General features: G+C 65.5%; 16 protein-coding genes. 13 read left to right on the top strand and 3 right to left on the bottom strand.

Translation table 11 applies throughout. From position 1 onward, the window contains the following. Positions 1–13: 13 nt before the first annotated feature. The 9 genes from BCEP18194_RS38210 to fabG all read left to right on the top strand — a co-directional run bounded on the left by BCEP18194_RS38210 (position 14) and on the right by fabG (position 11,591). Complete coding sequence (locus tag BCEP18194_RS38210) at positions 14–1,732, top strand: AMP-binding protein (protein WP_011356692.1); 1,719 nt, start codon at positions 14–16, stop codon at positions 1,730–1,732. 29 nt (positions 1,733–1,761) lie between these two features. After that, positions 1,762–2,622: a VOC family protein gene (locus BCEP18194_RS38205; protein ID WP_011356691.1), complete on the top strand. Its 861-nt coding sequence runs from the start codon at positions 1,762–1,764 to the stop codon at positions 2,620–2,622. After that, complete coding sequence (locus tag BCEP18194_RS38200) at positions 2,619–3,773, top strand: FAD-dependent monooxygenase (protein WP_011356690.1); 1,155 nt, start codon at positions 2,619–2,621, stop codon at positions 3,771–3,773. Before BCEP18194_RS38205 ends, BCEP18194_RS38200 begins: the two co-directional genes overlap by 4 nt. Beyond that, on the top strand, positions 3,770–4,228 hold the full coding sequence (locus BCEP18194_RS38195) for an acyl-CoA thioesterase (RefSeq protein ID WP_011356689.1): 459 nt from the start codon (positions 3,770–3,772) through the stop codon (positions 4,226–4,228). The genes BCEP18194_RS38200 and BCEP18194_RS38195 overlap by 4 nt, the downstream gene beginning before the upstream one ends. Next, positions 4,225–4,986: a maleate cis-trans isomerase family protein gene (locus BCEP18194_RS38190; RefSeq protein WP_011356688.1), complete on the top strand. Its 762-nt coding sequence runs from the start codon at positions 4,225–4,227 to the stop codon at positions 4,984–4,986. Before BCEP18194_RS38195 ends, BCEP18194_RS38190 begins: the two co-directional genes overlap by 4 nt. A 72-nt stretch (positions 4,987–5,058) precedes the next feature. Next, positions 5,059–6,243: an acetyl-CoA C-acyltransferase gene (locus BCEP18194_RS38185; protein WP_011356687.1), complete on the top strand. Its 1,185-nt coding sequence runs from the start codon at positions 5,059–5,061 to the stop codon at positions 6,241–6,243. Positions 6,244–6,314: 71 nt separating this feature from the next. Next, positions 6,315–8,423, top strand: a complete 2,109-nt coding sequence (locus BCEP18194_RS38180) for a hydantoinase/oxoprolinase family protein (protein WP_011356686.1) — start codon at positions 6,315–6,317, stop codon at positions 8,421–8,423. A gap of 21 nt (positions 8,424–8,444) precedes the next feature. Beyond that, positions 8,445–10,772 carry a hydantoinase B/oxoprolinase family protein gene (locus tag BCEP18194_RS38175; protein WP_011356685.1) on the top strand — a complete coding sequence of 776 codons (2,328 nt, stop codon included), beginning with the start codon at positions 8,445–8,447 and terminating at the stop codon, positions 10,770–10,772. Positions 10,773–10,850: 78 nt separating this feature from the next. Then, positions 10,851–11,591: a 3-oxoacyl-ACP reductase FabG gene (gene fabG, locus BCEP18194_RS38170; protein WP_011356684.1), complete on the top strand. Its 741-nt coding sequence runs from the start codon at positions 10,851–10,853 to the stop codon at positions 11,589–11,591. 107 nt (positions 11,592–11,698) lie between these two features. On the opposite strand, the gene BCEP18194_RS38165 is transcribed toward fabG, so the two are convergent. Both BCEP18194_RS38165 and BCEP18194_RS38160 read right to left on the bottom strand, forming a co-directional pair. Continuing rightward, positions 11,699–12,139: a hypothetical protein gene (locus tag BCEP18194_RS38165; RefSeq protein ID WP_011356683.1), complete on the bottom strand. Its 441-nt coding sequence runs from the start codon at positions 12,137–12,139 to the stop codon at positions 11,699–11,701. Positions 12,140–12,196: 57 nt separating this feature from the next. Further along, the gene (locus BCEP18194_RS38160; RefSeq protein ID WP_011356682.1) at positions 12,197–12,802 is read right to left on the bottom strand and encodes a TetR/AcrR family transcriptional regulator; all 606 of its coding nucleotides are present in this window, start codon (positions 12,800–12,802) and stop codon (positions 12,197–12,199) included. A gap of 110 nt (positions 12,803–12,912) precedes the next feature. Between BCEP18194_RS38160 and BCEP18194_RS38155 the strand changes: the two genes are divergently transcribed. The 4 genes from BCEP18194_RS38155 (at position 12,913) to BCEP18194_RS42345 (ending at position 16,029) form a co-directional block, all read left to right on the top strand. Next, entirely contained in the window at positions 12,913–13,968 is a 1,056-nt protein-coding gene (locus BCEP18194_RS38155) for a sugar phosphate isomerase/epimerase family protein (protein ID WP_011356681.1), read from the top strand. 29 nt (positions 13,969–13,997) lie between these two features. Then, a complete protein-coding gene (locus tag BCEP18194_RS38150; protein ID WP_011356680.1) occupies positions 13,998–14,882 on the top strand; it encodes an alpha/beta fold hydrolase in 885 nt (294 codons plus the stop codon). A 2-nt stretch (positions 14,883–14,884) separates the two neighbouring features. After that, the gene (locus BCEP18194_RS38145) at positions 14,885–15,823 is read left to right on the top strand and encodes an alpha/beta hydrolase (protein ID WP_011356679.1); all 939 of its coding nucleotides are present in this window, start codon (positions 14,885–14,887) and stop codon (positions 15,821–15,823) included. Between the two features lie 83 nt (positions 15,824–15,906). Then, positions 15,907–16,029, top strand: coding sequence for a hypothetical protein (locus tag BCEP18194_RS42345; RefSeq protein WP_278648927.1), 123 nt, complete (start codon positions 15,907–15,909; stop codon positions 16,027–16,029). A 27-nt stretch (positions 16,030–16,056) separates the two neighbouring features. Here the strand turns inward: BCEP18194_RS42345 and BCEP18194_RS38140 are convergent, their stop codons facing one another. After that, positions 16,057–16,791, bottom strand: coding sequence for a polysaccharide deacetylase family protein (locus BCEP18194_RS38140; protein WP_041493424.1), 735 nt, complete (start codon positions 16,789–16,791; stop codon positions 16,057–16,059). Positions 16,792–16,795 lie beyond the last annotated feature (4 nt).

Below are 16,795 nucleotides of genomic sequence, written 5' to 3'. Positions count from 1 at the left end.
GGAGACGGTAAGGATGGACTCGGTACGTAATCCTCAGGAAACAGGCACTTCGTCGGCCACCCGTGCGGCGCACGTGCTCAGCCCGATTCCGGGCGTCGTGTATCCGGATCAGGCCGATCTTGATCGCTACGTTGCGGAAGGCGTGCTCGGCTTCGAAACACTCGCGGACGGGTTTCGCGCGACTGCCGCACGCTATCCCGACAACCTCGCGCTCGTCGGGCCGGCATTGAGCATGACGTATGCCGAACTCGACTCGAAGTCGAACCGGCTCGGCGCGGCCCTGCTGGCGCAAGGCCTCGAACCGCTCGATCGCGTGGTGTTCCAGCTCGGGAACAGCGCCCAGCTCGTCGTGATGTTCCTGGCCTGCGTGAAGGCAGGCCTGATTCCGATCTGTACGTTGGCGGCGCATCGGGAGCACGAGATCGGCTATCTCGCGAACCTGGCTGAAGCGAAGCTTCATTTCGTCCAGGGCGACGATCCGAAATTCGACGATATCGCGTTTGCACGGGACATCCAGTCTCGCGCACCGACGATGAAACTGATCCTGCAGGCGCGTGGCGAGCCGCGTGACGGCGTGCTCCATCTCGAGCAGCTGATCGACTCGATCGACGATGAAGCGGCCGCGGCGCGGCTGGCGGAAGTCCGGCTCGATCCGTTCCAGGTGGCCGTGTTCCAGCTTTCCGGCGGCACGACGGGCGTGCCGAAGATCATCCCGCGTTTCAACAACGAATATCTGTACAACATGCGTGCGGTGGCGGAATGGCTCAGCTTCCAGCCGGGCGACGTGTTGTTCATGCCGCAGCCGATGGTGCACAACCTGAACATGGGCTGCTGCTTCGGCCCGTTCCTGATGACGGGCGGCACGGTCACCGTGCCGCCGGATCTGGCACCGGAGACGCTGATCGCGTTGATCGAGACGACGCGGCCGACCTGGCTGATGCTCGGCGGGCCGATCATTGCGCGCATCGAGACGGCGATTCAGTCGGGGCGCATCGACCTGTCGAACGCGCGCGGCGTCATCGCGGCCAACAGCGCGCCGAAGCTGCGCGCGCTGCTGGGCGTGCCCGTCTTCCACATCTTCGGCATCACCGAGGGCGTGATCATGTTCACGCACCCGGACGATTCCCAGGAAGCGCTCGACACGACCAACGGCCGCCCCGTCAGCGCGTGGGACCGTATCCGCCTGCTTGGCCCCGGCACGGAAGAGCCGGTCCGGCCCGGCGAAATCGGCGAACCCGCGTTCAAGGGGCCTTACACGATCCACGGCTATTTCCGCGCCGAGGAGCGCAACAAGGAAACCTTCACGCGCGACGGCTACTACCGGTCGGGCGACCTGATGGAGGCGCGTGTCATCGACGGCAAGACCTACTACGTGTTCCGCGGCCGCTTCAAGGATCTCGTGAGCCGTGGCGGCGAAAAGATCAACTGCGAAGAAGTGGAGATGGCCGTGGCCGGACACCCGTCGATCGCACAGGTCGTCGCCGTGCCGTATCCCGATCCGGTATTCGACGAACGCCTGTGTGCCGTGCTGATCCTGCGTGACGGGCATGCCGCGCCCACGCTTCCGGAGCTTGGCGCCTACCTGAAGGAATACGGCCTCGCGAAATTCAAGTGGCCGGAGCGCATCGAGGTGGTCGACGCATTCCCGTTGACCGCGTCGGGCAAGCTCAGCCGTCAGTCGCTGCGCGACATGGTCGCGCGGCAAGTCGTCGGTTCCGAAAAAAGCTCGTGAATCTGATTGACCCATTACTGGAGAACACAGTGACTTCCACGCAACCGGTTCTGAAGGGCGTGCACCATACCGCCCGGCCTACCTGGAAACTTCGGGAAACCGTCGAGTTCTACCGCGACAAGCTCGGGCTGCCGCTCGTTCACGCGATTTCGGCGCGCGGCTGGGGGCCGGCAAACCATCCGGACTTCCTCCACTTTTTCTTCGAAAGCGGCAAGGGGAGCACCATCGCGTTCTTCTACTACATCGACACGGAGCAGCCGGATTACACGCGCGCAGTCGCCGACTATCGCTTCGAAGCGACGCATACCGCGTGGGCGGTCGACACGTACGAGGAATTGATCGAGTGGCGCGACCGGCTCGAGGCGCACGGCATTCCGCTGATCTACCAGATTCGCCACGAACTTATCGAGTCGATCTACTTCAGCGACCCGAACGGGTACTACCTCGAGATCACGCTGCAGCAGCGCCCGATGAACCTGCTCGACGCGGACGATGCGAAACGCACGCTCGATGCCGCGATGAAGGCCGAGGACGCGATGCTCGCGGGCACCGGCGAATTCAAGTCGATCGACCAGGTCTGGCGCGACAAGGCGCACGGGATCGGCGAATCGAACGGCGAGAACGACGGCACGGAAGCGGTGCTCTATGTGCTCGACGTGCCCGAGTTCGAACCGCTCGTCGAATCGAGCAAGAACAACCCGCGCTACCACGTCGACGGCCCGACCCACGGCTACTGGAAGATCTGCTCGCCCGATGCGATCGTGTTCGACCGCAAGGCACTGGGGTTCGTGCCGGCACTCTGGAACGCGTCGCTGACGGGCGGATTCGACGGGAACGTCAAGACCTTCGACCGCTATACGCTCGAAATCACGCCGCGGGGACAGCAATGAAGATCGCGATCGTAGGGGGCGGCCCGTCCGGGCTTTATCTTGGGCTCCTGCTGAAACGAACGGCCCCCGACTGGCAGGTCGATGTGATCGAGCAGAACGTCGCCGACGCCACGTTCGGGTTCGGTGTCGTGCTGGCGGATACCGGCATGCTGCAGTTGCAGGAAGCCGACGAGCGGTCCTACTACGCACTGTGCGACGCGATGCGCTACAACGATCGGCAAGTCATCGTCCAGCGCGAGGAGCCGATCGAGATCAAGCTGAACGTGAAGGGCGGCGCCATTCCGCGCCTCGCGCTGCTGCAGGTCCTTCAGCGCGAAGCGGAAGAAGCGGGCGTTCGCATCCATTTCGGCCGCCGGATCGAGACGACCCTCGATCTCGCGACGTTCGGCCTCGACGATGCGGATGTCGTGGTGGGCGCGGACGGCATCAACTCGGTGGTGCGCCGGCAGTATCCGGATGCCTTCGGTACCACGCAGCGCTCGCTGAGCAACCACTTTGCGTGGTACGGCACGAAGCGCGTGTTCGAGGCGCCTGCACTGGTCTTCCGGGCCTTCAATGGTGGCCATTTTGTTGCGCACTACTACGCGTATAGCGACGACATGAGCACGTTCGTCGCGGAGTGCGACGACGCAACGTGGCATCGTCTCCGCCTGGGCGAATTGACCGACGACGATCGCCAGCACCTGTTCGAGGAGATTTTCGCGCCCGAGCTCGGCGGCCTGCCGCTGATCTCGAACAAATCCGTGTGGCGGCAGTTCCCGGTCATCCGCAACGAAAAGTGGGTCAGCGGCCGCCATGTGCTGATCGGCGACGCACTCGCGAGCGCGCATTTCTCGATCGGCTCGGGCACGCGCATCGCGATGACGGATGCGATCGCGCTGGCACGGGCGCTGCTCGAATGCGACGGCGACGCGGCACGCGGGCTCGCTGCGTTCGAGCAGGATCACAAGCCGCAGAAGAACAAGCTGATCGATGCGTCCGAACGTTCGTACATGTGGTACGAGGACGTCGCGACGTGGATGGACAACTACACGCCGGAGGAATTCGTCTACCAGTTCATGACGCGCACCGGGCGGATCGACGATGCGCGCCTGCGCAGCGAGTTTCCCGAGCTCGTGCAACGGCTGGCAGGCAGCGCGGGGGTCCTGTGAACGAAAGCTCCGAAATCGTGGTGGCCGACCTGCCGTTCACGGTGAGGCGCATCGCGCGCTGGTCCGACTGCGATCCGGCCGGCGTCGTGTTCACGGGCCGCTTCACCGACTACCTGCTGGGCGCCGTCATGCATTTCTATCGGCGCATCGGCTACGGAGCCGGCGGGCGGGAAGGGCGCGAGAGCGGGGTCGGCCTGCCGTGCAAGCACATGAGCCTGACGTTTCACGCGTCGCTCTACCCGGAAGACGTCGTCGATATCCGCGTCGAAGTGGGCGAGATTCGCACGCGCACGTTCGACCTGGTTGCGCGCGCTTTTCTCCCGGACGGGCGCCTCGCGTTCGAAGGCAAGTTCACGCCGATTGCCATCCGCGAGGGCGTTCGGGAGAGCATCGAGATTCCGTCCACATTGCGTGCGGCGCTCGAACCGTATCTGACTTCCAAGGAACCCGCATGACCGCAAGAACCTATCGAATCGGCCAGATCGTCCCGAGTTCGAATACGACGATGGAAACCGAAATTCCCGCGATGCTGCGCGCGCGCGAAAGCATTCGCCCCGACGAACGCTTCACGTTTCACAGCAGCCGGATGCGGATGCACAAGGTGACGCGCGAGGAACTCGAGGCGATGAACCGCGAAGGGCTGCGCTGCGCGGCGGAACTGGCCGATGCGCGGGTCGACGTGATGAGCACGGCCTGCCTGGTCGCGATCATGGCGATGGGCAACGGCTACCACCGCGAAGTCGAGCGCGAGCTGACGGCGGTGGCCCGCGAGAATCACTGCCACTCGCCGGTCATGACGTCGGCCGGCGCGTTGGTGGAAGGGCTGAAGATCATGGGCGCGAAGAAGATCTCGTTGCTGGCGCCGTATATGCGCCCGCTGTGCGATCGGGTTGTCGAGTACGTCGAAAACGAGGGCATCGAAGTGATCGATTCGCTCGCGTTCGAGATTCCGGACAACCTCGAGGTCGGGCTGCGCGACCCGGCACGCCTGGTCGACGACGTGAAGAAGCTGAACATCGCGAATGCCGACGTCGTCGTGCTGTCCGCCTGTGTCCAGATGCAGTCGCTGCCGTCGATCCAGATCGTCGAGGATGCCCTCGGCGTTCCGGTGACGTCCACCGCCATCTGCACGACACGACGGATGCTCGATCACCTGGGGCTCGAACCGGTCGTGCCGAATGCCGGTGCGCTGCTGAGCGGCGCGTATCGATAGACGAATCGCGTTCGAATCATCTGGACATAGCCCGCCGCATAGTACGGAATCCTATTGGTAGGAGTGGATGCAATGAAAGAAGCAGTCATCGTCTCGACGGCCAGAACGCCCATCGGTCGAGCCTATCGCGGCGCGTTCAACGCAACGAAGTCGCCGAGTCTCATGGGGCACGCGATTCGTCATGCGGTGGCGCGTGCCGGCGTCGAGCCGGGGCGAATCGAGGACGTCATTGTCGGCACGGTACTGGCGGCGGGCACCGCAGGGTCGAATATCGCGCGCAACGCGTTGTTCGCGGCCGGGCTTCCGCATACCGTCGCCGCGCAGTCGATCGATCGCCAGTGTGCGTCGGGCCTGATGGCGATCGCAACCGGCGCGAAGCAGATCGTCGTGGACGGCATGGACGTCGTCGTGGCCGGCGGGCAGGAAAACATCTCCGCGATCCAGGATCGGTACTACGACTGGGTGTACGCGGAGAAAGACGCCGAGGTGCTGCGCCATGCGCCGCACGCCTATATGCCGATGCTCGAGACCGCGGAGTGCGTGTCGACGCGCTACGGTATCACGCGCGAGCAGCAGGATGCGTATGCGCTGGCATCGCAGAAACGGACGGCGGCGGCGCAGCGCGACGGCCTGTTCGACGACGAGATCGTGCCGATCACGGTCTCGACGCGGGTGACGGACAAGCAGACCGGTGCGATCGACGTGCGCGAGATCACGCTCTCGAAAGACGAAGGCAACCGTCCGGACACGACGTTACCGGGGCTTCAGTCGCTGAAGCCGGTGCTGGCCGGCGGCGCGGTGACGGCAGGCAACGCGAGCCAGCTGTCCGACGGCGCGAGCGCGTGCGTGCTGATGGATGCGCGCTCGGCCGAGCGTGCCGGGCTCGCCCCGCTGGGCATCTACCGAGGAATGGCCGTTGCCGGGACTGCACCGGAAGAGATGGGCATTGGTCCGGTCTACGCGATTCCGAAGCTGCTCAAGCAGCATGGCCTGACGATCGACGATATCGGCCTGTGGGAGCTGAACGAGGCGTTCGCGTGCCAGGTGCTCTATTGCCGGGACCGGCTCGGTATCGATCCGGCGCGCTACAACGTCAACGGCGGGGCGATCGCGATCGGGCATCCGTACGGGATGACGGGTTCGCGGCTGGTCGGGCACGCGTTGCTCGAAGGGCGGCGCCGGCGCGTGAAGCATGTCGTGGTCGCGATGTGCGTCGGTGGCGGAATGGGGGCCGCCGCGTTGTTCGAGGTGGGTTGAACCGGCAGTGCAAACAAGCAGATCGCGTTCCGCCCCGGCGCGATTCACAAGGTATTCAAAGGAGACGTGAAATGGGATTCGTAGTAGGAGTCGATGTAGGCGGAACCTTCACCGATGGTGTAGCGGTCGACGACCGCGGCGTCATCGTGTCGGCCAAGACGCCTTCCACGCCGCCCGACTATTCGGCCGGTGTCTTCAACGTGCTGGGCCTGCTGGCCGAGCAATTCTCGATGTCGCGCGCCGAGTTTCTCCAGCACACGGATCACATCGCACACGGCACGACGTCGTCGCTGAATGCACTCGTGATGGGCAAGGTGCCGCCCGTCGGGTTCATCACGACGCGCGGGCACGGCGATTCGATCGCGATCATGAACGTCGAGGGGCGCTATCTCGGCCGCTCGTCGATGGAGCTGCAGAACGTGCTCGGCCATGCCAAGCCCGCGCCGCTCGTCGCCAAGCGCCTGATCAAGGAAGTGACGCAACGAATGGATCGCGAGGGGAACGTGCTGGTCGAGCTCGATGATCCGGAAGTGCGCGAAGCGGTGCGTGACTGCGTGGCACAAGGGGTGTCGGCGATTGCCGTGTCGCTGCTCTGGTCGTTCCGGAATCCGTCGCACGAGCGGCGTGTGCGCGACATCATCCGGGAAGAAGCGCCGGATATCTATGTCGCGCTGTCGTCGGACGTGAGCCCGCGGATCCGCGAGTATGCACGCCACGCAACGACGATCATGAGCACGCAGATCGGCCCGGGCCTGCGCGATTACCTGGCGAACCTCGAAGCGGGGCTGCGCAGCGAAGGGCTCGTCGGGCCGCTGCTCGTGATGCAGAGCTCGGGCGGCGCGATCACGGCGGCCGAAGCACCGGCCACCGCGATCACGACGGTCGGCTCGGTGCTGACCGGCGGCGTGGTCGGCGCGATGCAGCTCGCGGGCCAGCTCGGCCATCGCAACGTGATGGCAACGGACGTGGGCGGCACGACGTTCCTTGCCGGCCTGATCGTCGACGGCGAGCCGGTGCGCGCGGCGCAGACCATCATCAACCAGTCGCCGGTCAACGTGCCGACGCTGCGCGTCGAGGCGATCGGGTCCGGCGGCGGTGCGATCGCGTGGATCGACGCGGGCGGCAATCTGCGGGTCGGCCCGCTGAGCGCGCAGGCTGCGCCGGGGCCGGCATGCTACGGCGCCGGCGGCATGGAGCCGACGATCACCGATGCCAACCTCGTGCTGGGCATCCTGCCGTCGCGCGGGCTGCTTGGCGGCAAGCGCCCGCTGTCGATCGAGCTGGCGCGCGATGCGATCCGGCGCCGGATCGCGGAGCCGCTCGGGCTGAGCGTCGAGGAAGCGGCCGCGGCGATTTACGCGGTGCAGAACGCGCAGACCGGCGACCTGCTCCGCAAGATCGCGGTGGAAGCCGGGCATGATCCGCGCGACTTCGTCGTCTACGCGTTCGGCGGCGCGGGGCCGGCTCACTGCGCGGCGTACACGTTCGCGGTCGGCGCGAGCGAAGTGCTGGTGCCGCTCGGTCCGGTTGCGTCGGCATTCTCCGCATTCGGGCTGGCGGCATCGAAGGTCAACGTGATCCGCGAGCTGTCCGATCCCGCGGTCGCGCCGATCGATCCGGTGCGCGTCGCCGAGAATTTCAGGCGGCTGGAGGAGGAAGTCAGCACCGTGCTCGAGCGACAGGGCATCAAGTTCGTCGAGACGAAGCTCTATCGCGAGATCGACATGCGCTACGGCATGCAGATGGGCGAGGTGTCGACGCCGCTGGCGTCGGGCCCGATCACCGTCGAATCGCTGCAGGATGCGGTCGACAAGTTCGAGGAACTGTACGCGCAGCTGTTCGGCGCCGGTTCCGGCTTCCGCGATGCAGGCATCCAGGTCCTGACCTACCGGGTTCGCGGCGAAGGCATCCTGCCGATCTCGCCGGAACTCCCGGAGATCGAAGCCGCGAACGGCATGCCGGTCGAGCATGCCGTGATCGAACGGCGCCCGATTTGCCTCGATGCACACGACGGATTCGTCGATACCCCGGCCTACGACTACACGCTGCTGCGTGCCGGGCACGTGGTGGAGGGGCCGGCCGTGATCCAGGTGCCGACGACGACGGTCGTGGTCCCGAACGGGATGCGGGGCGTCATCGACCACCTGGGCAACCTGTCGATCAAGATGAACGCGGCGTGACCCGCGAATAGGAGAACTGTCATGCAATCCACGATTCCGGGTTCCGAAATTTTCGTCAGCCGGCCCGTTGCACCGGAGGTGCTGCTGCGGTCGCTGCCGCCGTCGCTGAAGGCGCACACCGTGTCGGACGATGTGATCGACGCGCTGCATCCGCTGACTTACGAGGTGATTCGCCATCGCCTCTGGTCGATCACCGACGAGATGGGCGAGACGCTGAAGCGCATGTCGGGCAGCCCGGTCGTCTCGGAAGCGAACGACTACGACTTCACGATCAACGACGAAGCGGGGCAGGAGGTGCAGATCGGCCTCTACAACACGATGCTGGCGGGCGCGATCGATCTCGCGATCTACTGGACGCTGCAGAACCGGGCCGACAATCCGGGCATCCAGGACGGCGACATGTTCCTGTGCAACGACCCGTGGATCGGCGGCGGCTTGCACCAGAGCGACGTGCTGGTTTTTTCGCCGATCTTCCATGACGGCAAGCTGTTCGGCTGGACGAGTGCGATTTGCCATGAGCCGGATCTCGGCGGGGTGGCGCCGGGCTCGATGCCGATCGCCGCGCCCGACGTGTTTTCGGAATCGCTGCCGACGCCGCCGATCAAGATCGTCCGGAACTTCGAGCTGCAACGCGACGTGGCCGACATGTGGGTGCGTCGCTCGCGCGTGCCGCAACTCATCGGCCTCGATCTGCGCGCGAAGATCGGTGCGAACCTGGTCGGGCGCAAGCGCATTCTCGCGCTGATCGAGCAGTACGGCCCCGACACGGTCAAGGCGGTGATGAAGCGGATGATGAACGACGCGGAGCGACGCCTGCGTGACAAGCTTCGCAACGCGCCGGACGGGACGTGGCAGGCGACGAGCTACATGGATCAGTCCGAGGCCGGCGATCGGCGTCCGCACAAGCTGACGCTGTCGATGACGAAGCGCGACGATCACCTGACGTTCGATTTCACCGGCACCGCACCGCAGGCCGGCGTCATCAACTGCACGTATGCAGGGTCGCGCGGCGGCGTGATGCTCGCGCTGCTGCCGACGCTCGCCGGCAATATTCCGTGGGCGGCCGGCGGCCTGATGCGCTGCTTCGACATCGTCACGCCGGAAGGGACGATGAACAACGCGACGTTCCCCGCGGCGATCAACAAGGCGCCGATCGCGACCGCGTGGGCGATCGGCAACCTGGCCGCGCAGTGCCTGTCGCAGATGCTCGACTGCACGGTCGACATGAAGGCGAACGTGCAGGCGACCTGTTGCGGCACCTGGAACACGGCGGTGCTCGCCGGTGTCGACCAGCGCGGCAAGCACCATGCGCCGTTCGTCGATGTCGTGATGGAGTCGATGGCCGGCGGCTACGGCGCGCGTCCGGCCGCCGACGGCATCGATACGGGCGGTTTGTTCTGCATTCCGATGGGCAAGCTGCCCGACGTCGAAATGACCGAGTTGCTGTATCCGCTGGTCGTGCTCTGGCGTCGCGAGGAACCGGACTCGGGCGGCCCGGGCCGGCATCGCGGCGGCGTCAGCGCGTCGGTCGCGATCACGCCGTACGGGTCGTCGCTGCCGATGGCGATGGTGCTGTCGAGCTCGGGGATGGCGACTGCGCAGAACCAGGGGCTCGCCGGCGGCCATCCGGGCAATACCGGGCACAACGTCGTGGTGCGCGACGTGCCGCTCGAGGCCATGTTTGCAAAGGGTGAGGTGCCGACCGACCTGTTCGCGCTCGGCGGCGAGCTGACGACTGCGCAGTGCATGACGGCAGGCGAGCTGAAGCAAGGCGACGTCCTGTATCTGCATTGCCAGGGTGGCGGCGGCTACGGCGACCCGATTCGCCGCGAGGCGCAGGCGGTCGCGACCGACCTGCGCAACGGCAAGATCGGCGCTGGTGCGGCCGAACTCGTCTACGGCGTGATCGTCGACGCGGCGGGTCACGTCGACGTCGGCGGAACGGAGCACCGGCGCGCGGCGATTCTCGGCGAGCGCCAGAAATATGCGGAGCCGGCGCCGAAGCAGCTGACGGGCCGATTCGACCCGGAGAAGGCGCGCGCGATCGACGACAACCTCGGCCTTGCCGCCGTGGCGGGCGGATCGGTCGTGGTCTGCCGGCACTGCGGACATCAACTGAGCGATCACGACAAGCAGCTGTCGCTCGCGTGCCGGGATTCCGATCCGGTCTCCGCCAGCTCGAACGTGCGTGTCGATCCGTCGTATTACGTCGATTCGGAGATCGTGTTCCGCGAACACTTCTGCCCGAGCTGCTGGACGACGGTGCACTCCGGCCTGGTACCGAAGGATCACGTCGACGTGATCAGCGGGATGACCAAGCTCGGTGCGGCGGATACGGTGTCGGCATAGGCGCAACAGGGCGTCGCGCGGCCGGCCGGCAGTCGGCGGTCGCGCGACGCGACTCTTTCGGGTAACGAGGCAAAGTAAATGAAACTCAAGGACAAGGTGGCGATCATCACGGGCGCCGCGGCGGGGATCGGGCAGGCAACGGCCAGGACCTTCGCGAGCGAAGGGGCGATCGTCGTGTTGTGCGACCGTTCCGCAGACGCGGTGCGACACGAGGCGCGGCACCTGAACGAGCGCGGCCATTCGGCGGTCGCGCATACGCTCGACGTGACCGACCGGGCCGGCATCGACGCGGTAATCGCGAACGTGAAGGCGCAGTTCGGCCGGATCGACATTCTCGTCAACAACGCGGGCATTACGCAGGATGCGCGGCTCGTGAACATGAGCGAGGAACAGTTCGACAAGGTCATCGACGTCAACCTGAAGGGCGTGTTCAACTGCACGCAGGCGGTCGTCGACACGATGATCGAGCAGAAGCGCGGCGTGGTGCTCAACGCGTCGAGCGTCGTCGGCATCTACGGGAATTTCGGCCAGACGAACTACGCGGCCAGCAAATTCGGCGTGATCGGTTTCACCAAGACGTGGGCCAGGGAGCTCGGCCCTAAAGGCATTCGCGTCAATGCGGTGTGCCCGGGCTTCATCGAGACGGACATCCTCAAGACAATGCCGGACAAAGTGCTCGACGGGTTTCGGGACGCATGCTGGCAGCGGCGGTTGGGTACGCCGAGCGAAATTGCGAGCGTTTACGCGTTCCTCGCGTCGGACGAAGCCAGTTTCGTGAACGGGACGGCGATCGAGGTGTCGGGCGGGTTGTCGGTGTAGGGGCAAGCGCGGGGCGAGGGGCGGTCCTTACCCTACCGTCCCGATTGGACCTTGTGCTGTCGCGGCGCGCTGGTGGCAACGGCGATATCGGATTGCGGATTTCGAACCTAGATGATTCGAATCCATGCACCGCTTTCCGCTTTCTCGGGCTCGACGAGTGCCCAGATCGAGCGGCAGAAGGTGCAGCGACAGTACATGACCGAACCTGCCGAATCGGGGCCTTCGGAAGAGAAATGAGGCTGGGGAATTTCGGAGAGGATGTTGTTTGCGACGGCCACGTCGCGACGATAGGCGTATTGCCGATACTCCTGATGCGATGCGAACGCTTTAGGCTCGCCGACACCGAGACAGTGCATGCAGGCCGGAAGCAGGCGCGCGATCGCCCCGTTGCTTTGCGCTTCACTCCCTCGCCTGAGTTTCAGCCATTCGCCGCGGGGGATTTGTGCGTCCACACGCGTTCTTTCACCGTCAAGCCACACGCGTAACTGGTGCAGGTCGATCTCTCGTTCGCGATAGCGGCGGAGCATGGTCTGAATATCCTGGTCCATTGCGGTCGTGTACCTGATTTTCGATCTCAGAACCCTTATCCCGTCAGTCGTGCCGCCTCACACCCCATCACGCACCGCCATCGCAAGCGGCATCATCGCCGGCCCGATGGAGGCGAGCAGCCGCTCCTTCGATACCCCGTCGCGGGATTGAACGGAGATGCCGTGCAACTGCGTCGCATAGAAATCGGCCAGCGCCTTGATGTCGGTGCCCCGCGCGAGTTGCCCCTGTTCGGCTGCGAGTTGCAGGCGCTCGACGATCGACTGCGTGCGTGCGCGCCGATGGGCGGCCAGCCATTCCATCACCCCTTCGTTTTCGGCCGAGTAGTTGGTGGCGGCGGACACCACCATGCAGCCGTGCGGCTGGCCGCGTCGGGTATAGGCGGCGACCGCGTCGCGCAGCATCCGTTCGACAGCCGCGCGGACATCGGTTTCCTCGGCGAACGCGCGATCGGCGAAGCCGCCTTCGCCTTGCTCGTAGAGCGCCACGGCCTCCTGGAACAGCGCTTCCTTGCTGCCGAAGGCGGCGTAGATGCGCGCTGACGCGATGCCCATCGCTTCGACCAGGTCGGACATCGACGTGCCTTCGTAGCCGTGTCGCCAGAACGCCAGCATCGCGCGTTTCAGCGCCATGTCGCGATCAAATTCTCTCGGTCGTCCCGCCATATCCCTTTCGTCCGTCGTCACATCGTGCGCCGATTTTATCGCGCGTCGTGTTGACACGCGCCGTTCCGCTATTCTATTCTTTGTCGATCAACAAACAATAGGAATTGATCATGCGTACCCTCAAGGGCCCCAGTCTCCATCTCGCGCAGTTCGCCGACGATGCGGTGCCGTTCGACAGCTTGCCGAATATCGCGCAATGGGCGGCCGGCGTCGGCTTCAAGGCGCTGCAGATTCCCGCGTGGGACGGCCGTCTGTTCGACGTGGAGACGGCCGCGGAAAGCCAGGCGTATTGCGATGACGTGAAGGGCATGCTGGCCGATCACGGGCTGGAGATCAGCGAACTGACCACGCATATCTTCGGGCAACTGGTCGCCGTGCATCCGGCGTACGACGCCATGTGCGACAACTTCGCGCCCGAGGCCGTGCGTGGCAACCCGGCCGCGCGCACCGCGTGGGCACTGGATCGGCTCACGCTGGCGGCGCGGGCGTCCCGCCGTCTGGGGCTGACCGACATGGGCACGTTTTCCGGCTCGTTCGCGTGGCCCTACCTGTTTCCGTTCCCGCAACGGCCCGCCGGCCTCATCGAGACGGCCTTCGACGAGCTGGCGCGCCGCTGGCGGCCGATTCTCGACGTCTGCGATGAAAACGGCGTCAACCTCTGCTACGAGATCCATCCCAGCGAGGACCTGCACGACGGCGTCAGCTTCGAGCGCTTCCATGCGCTGGTCGGCGAGCACGCACGCTGCAAGATGCTGTTCGATCCGAGCCATTTCGTGCTGCAGCAGCTGGACTATCTCGCGTACATCGATATCTACCGCGACCACATCCGCATGTTCCATGTGAAGGATGCCGAGTTCCTGCCTTCGGGCCGTCAGGGGATCTACGGCGGCTACAGTTCGTGGCTCGAGCGTGCCGGCCGTTTCCGCTCGCTCGGCGATGGTCAGGTCGACTTCAAGGCGATTTTTTCGAAACTTGCTCAGTACGACTACACAGGATGGGCGACCCTCGAGTGGGAATGCTGCCTCAAGGACCAGGAGGACGGCGCACGCGAAGGCGTCGCGTTCATCAACGACCACATCATCCGGGTGACGGAGCGCATCTTCGACGACTTCGCCGGTGCCGCGGTCGATCAACGGCAAATCCACGACATGCTCGGCATCGCCTGAGCCGGCCCCCATTGCGAGGAATCATCGATATGTCCGCTCAACTTCAGTCGTCGTCAGCCGACGCTCAACGCTTTGCCCATCAATACGTCCGCATCGACGGCCAGCGCATTCATTGCGTCACGGCCGGCGCAGGCACCCCGGTCCTGCTGATTCCCGGGTGGCCGCAAACCTGGTACGCCTGGCGTCATGTGATGCAGGCGCTCGCCGCGCGCGGCTTCATGGCCATCGCGGTCGATCCGCCCGGCACCGGCTATTCCGACCGGCCGCAGGCGGGTTACGACACGGGCCACACGGCGGCGACGTTGCATCGCGTGATGGTGCAGCTTGGCTTCGATGTGTACCAGGTGGCCGGCCACGACGTCGGCATGTGGGTGGCCTATGCACTCGCGAGCGATCGGCCCGAAGCGGTGAAGTCGCTGGCGCTCACGGAGGCGGTGATCCCCGGGCTGGCGCCCGCGCCATCGATCTTCGCTCCGCCGGAAGAGAACATCTTCCTGTGGCATTTCATGTTCAACCAGCTGGCCGATCTGCCCGAGACGCTGATTGCCGGACGTGAACGGGCCTATCTGGAGTTCATGTTCAACCGCTGGTCGTTCCGGCGCGATTGCGTGGCCATCGATGTGTATATCGACGCCTATTCGGCACCGGGCGGCCTGCGCGGCGGCTTCGCCTATTACCGTGCGATTCCGGAGACGATCCGGCAGAACCAGGCGCGGGCGCAGCGCAAGCTGACGATGCCCGTGCTCGCGATCGGTGCCGAACATGCGACCGGCGATGCACCGCTGGTCACGATGCGTGACAACGCGACGGATCTGCAGGGCGCGGTCGTGCCCGATTGCGGCCACTTCATCATGGAAGAGGCGCCCGACGCGTTCATCGGCCATCTGCTGCCGTTCCTGGAACGGAGCCGCTGATCATGCCGATCGACAACCACATCGCCGCGCTGCTGGCGCGACTGGCCCTGGCCGAGCCGCCTTCGTCGCTCGACGCGTTGCGGCAGGCGACCGAGACGACACTGACGGGCTGGCATGGGCCGCTGGAAGCGGTCGACCGTACGGAAACCTTCGCGGTGCCCACACGCGACGGGCGGCAGATTCGCGTGCGGGCCTATTGGCCGGCGGCCACGTCGGCGCACGCGGAACGGCAGCCGGCGATCGTTTATGCGCACGGCGGCGGGTGGTGCCTCGGCACGCTCGAGCTTTACGACAATCCTTGCCGCGCGCTGGCCAACGCGACGCAATGCGTCGTGCTGTCGGTCGATTACCGGCTTGCGCCGGAGCACGAGTTTCCGGTGCCGCTGGAGGATTTCTGCGATGCGCTGGACTGGGTGTTCGGCGAGGCGGCCGGCCTGGGGCTGGACCCGGCGCGCATCGCCGTCGGCGGCGACAGTGCCGGAGGCAACCTGGCCGCAGCTGCCTGCCTGGTCGCACGGGAGCGGGGCGGCCCGTCGATCGCGCATCAGCTGTTGCTGTACCCGCCGCTGGATGCGTCGATGAGCACGACGTCCTATCGGACTTGCGGGCAGGGCTACTACCTGACGGACGAGATCATGCAGTACTGCTTCGACCTGTACCTGGCCGATCCGGCCGACGGCAGCTCGCCCAGCGTGTCGCCGTTGCGGGCGGCTTCGCTCGAGGGTCTGCCACCGGCCACGTTGCTGGCGTGCGAGTACGATCCGGTGCGCGACGACGCGCACGCGTATGCGGCGCGATTGCGGGAGGCCGGTGTGCCGGTCGATTGCGTCGTGCTGCCGGGGATGATCCATGCGTGCATCCATATGGTCGGCGTGACGCCGGCGGCCCGCCAGGTGTTCGATGTGGCTGGCGCGCAGATGCGCAGGGCGTTCCAGCGGTGAGTGCATGGACGAAGGGGGATGTATGACGTGCGTGCGTGGTCGTACGGGCCGGCAGCCGCGCGATTTCGTGGGCGATCGGCGGGATGCTCGGCAACTTCATCGGCAGCATCGCCGCAGGCTGGACGATGCTTGCGCCGGGATGGATCCTGTTTATGGGAATCGCGCTGGCCGGTCTGCTTGCATTCGGCAGGCAGCGAACGGAATAGCCAGAGTGACGGACGAGGCAGCGTGAACTACTTGCGCCGCTGAACCCGCGCCTTCGCACACTTGAACCACAGCCGCATCGCCCCGACACCGCCGGCCACCGGAATCCGCGGCAACAGGAACCGGTCGTCGTACGCATCGGCGCAGCCGCGCCGGGTCGTGGTCGCGTTGTGATAACCGGCGGCCGCGACCTGGTCGCGCACGCGCGGGTCCAGGTCGCCGTACGGGTAGCAGAACGATTCGACGGGCTGGCCGCCGAACGCTTCGAGCCGCTGCTTCGATTCGGTGATCTGAACCTCCGACACGTGTGCCGGCATGTGCGACAGCGCGACGTGATCGAGCGTATGCGAGCCGATTTCATGGCCGTGATCGCGCCAGGCGAGCATGTCCGCGCACGTCATCAGCGGCGAGCGTGCGGTATCGGCACCCGCATCCCAGTCGTTCTCGCGGCCGAACCGGCCAGCGACGAAGTAGCAGGTCGCGGTGAAGCCGAGCTCGTCGAGCACGGGCATCGCATGCGTCAGCACGTTGAGAAAGCCGTCGTCGAATGTAATGCCGAAGACTTTCCCGCTGCGCTCGCCGCGCAGGTACGGCTGCAGCTCACGCATGCTCAGGCCGCGATAGCCGAGCCGCCTGAACAGCGTCATCTGGCGGCGGAATGCATCGGGCGCGACGCTCAGGGCGCGCAGCCGGTCGGTCGGCGGCGGCAGCGTGCGGATCTGGTGATACATCAGGATCGGGTAGCGCATGGCTGGCAGCAGCATGAGC

It is taken from the genome of Burkholderia lata, assembly GCF_000012945.1.
Lineage (GTDB): Bacteria > Pseudomonadota > Gammaproteobacteria > Burkholderiales > Burkholderiaceae > Burkholderia > Burkholderia lata.
This window is presented reverse-complemented; position numbering and strand designations above follow the sequence as displayed.

What these genes read in the sequence shown, in the direction of transcription:
- BCEP18194_RS38210 (WP_011356692.1), top strand. Translation starts at nt 14, where the DNA reads ATGGACTCGGTACGTAATCCTCAGGAAACAGGCACTTCGTCGGCCACC.
- BCEP18194_RS38200 (WP_011356690.1), top strand. Translation starts at nt 2,619, where the DNA reads ATGAAGATCGCGATCGTAGGGGGCGGCCCGTCCGGGCTTTATCTTGGG.
- BCEP18194_RS38190 (WP_011356688.1), top strand. Translation starts at nt 4,225, where the DNA reads ATGACCGCAAGAACCTATCGAATCGGCCAGATCGTCCCGAGTTCGAAT.
- BCEP18194_RS38185 (WP_011356687.1), top strand. Translation starts at nt 5,059, where the DNA reads ATGAAAGAAGCAGTCATCGTCTCGACGGCCAGAACGCCCATCGGTCGA.
- BCEP18194_RS38180 (WP_011356686.1), top strand. Translation starts at nt 6,315, where the DNA reads ATGGGATTCGTAGTAGGAGTCGATGTAGGCGGAACCTTCACCGATGGT.
- BCEP18194_RS38175 (WP_011356685.1), top strand. Translation starts at nt 8,445, where the DNA reads ATGCAATCCACGATTCCGGGTTCCGAAATTTTCGTCAGCCGGCCCGTT.
- fabG (WP_011356684.1), top strand. Translation starts at nt 10,851, where the DNA reads ATGAAACTCAAGGACAAGGTGGCGATCATCACGGGCGCCGCGGCGGGG.
- BCEP18194_RS38165 (WP_011356683.1), bottom strand. Translation starts at nt 12,139, where the DNA reads ATGGACCAGGATATTCAGACCATGCTCCGCCGCTATCGCGAACGAGAG.
- BCEP18194_RS38160 (WP_011356682.1), bottom strand. Translation starts at nt 12,802, where the DNA reads ATGGCGGGACGACCGAGAGAATTTGATCGCGACATGGCGCTGAAACGC.
- BCEP18194_RS38155 (WP_011356681.1), top strand. Translation starts at nt 12,913, where the DNA reads ATGCGTACCCTCAAGGGCCCCAGTCTCCATCTCGCGCAGTTCGCCGAC.
- BCEP18194_RS38150 (WP_011356680.1), top strand. Translation starts at nt 13,998, where the DNA reads ATGTCCGCTCAACTTCAGTCGTCGTCAGCCGACGCTCAACGCTTTGCC.
- BCEP18194_RS38145 (WP_011356679.1), top strand. Translation starts at nt 14,885, where the DNA reads ATGCCGATCGACAACCACATCGCCGCGCTGCTGGCGCGACTGGCCCTG.
- BCEP18194_RS42345 (WP_278648927.1), top strand. Translation starts at nt 15,907, where the DNA reads ATGCTCGGCAACTTCATCGGCAGCATCGCCGCAGGCTGGACGATGCTT.
- BCEP18194_RS38140 (WP_041493424.1), bottom strand. Translation starts at nt 16,791, where the DNA reads ATGCTGCTGCCAGCCATGCGCTACCCGATCCTGATGTATCACCAGATC.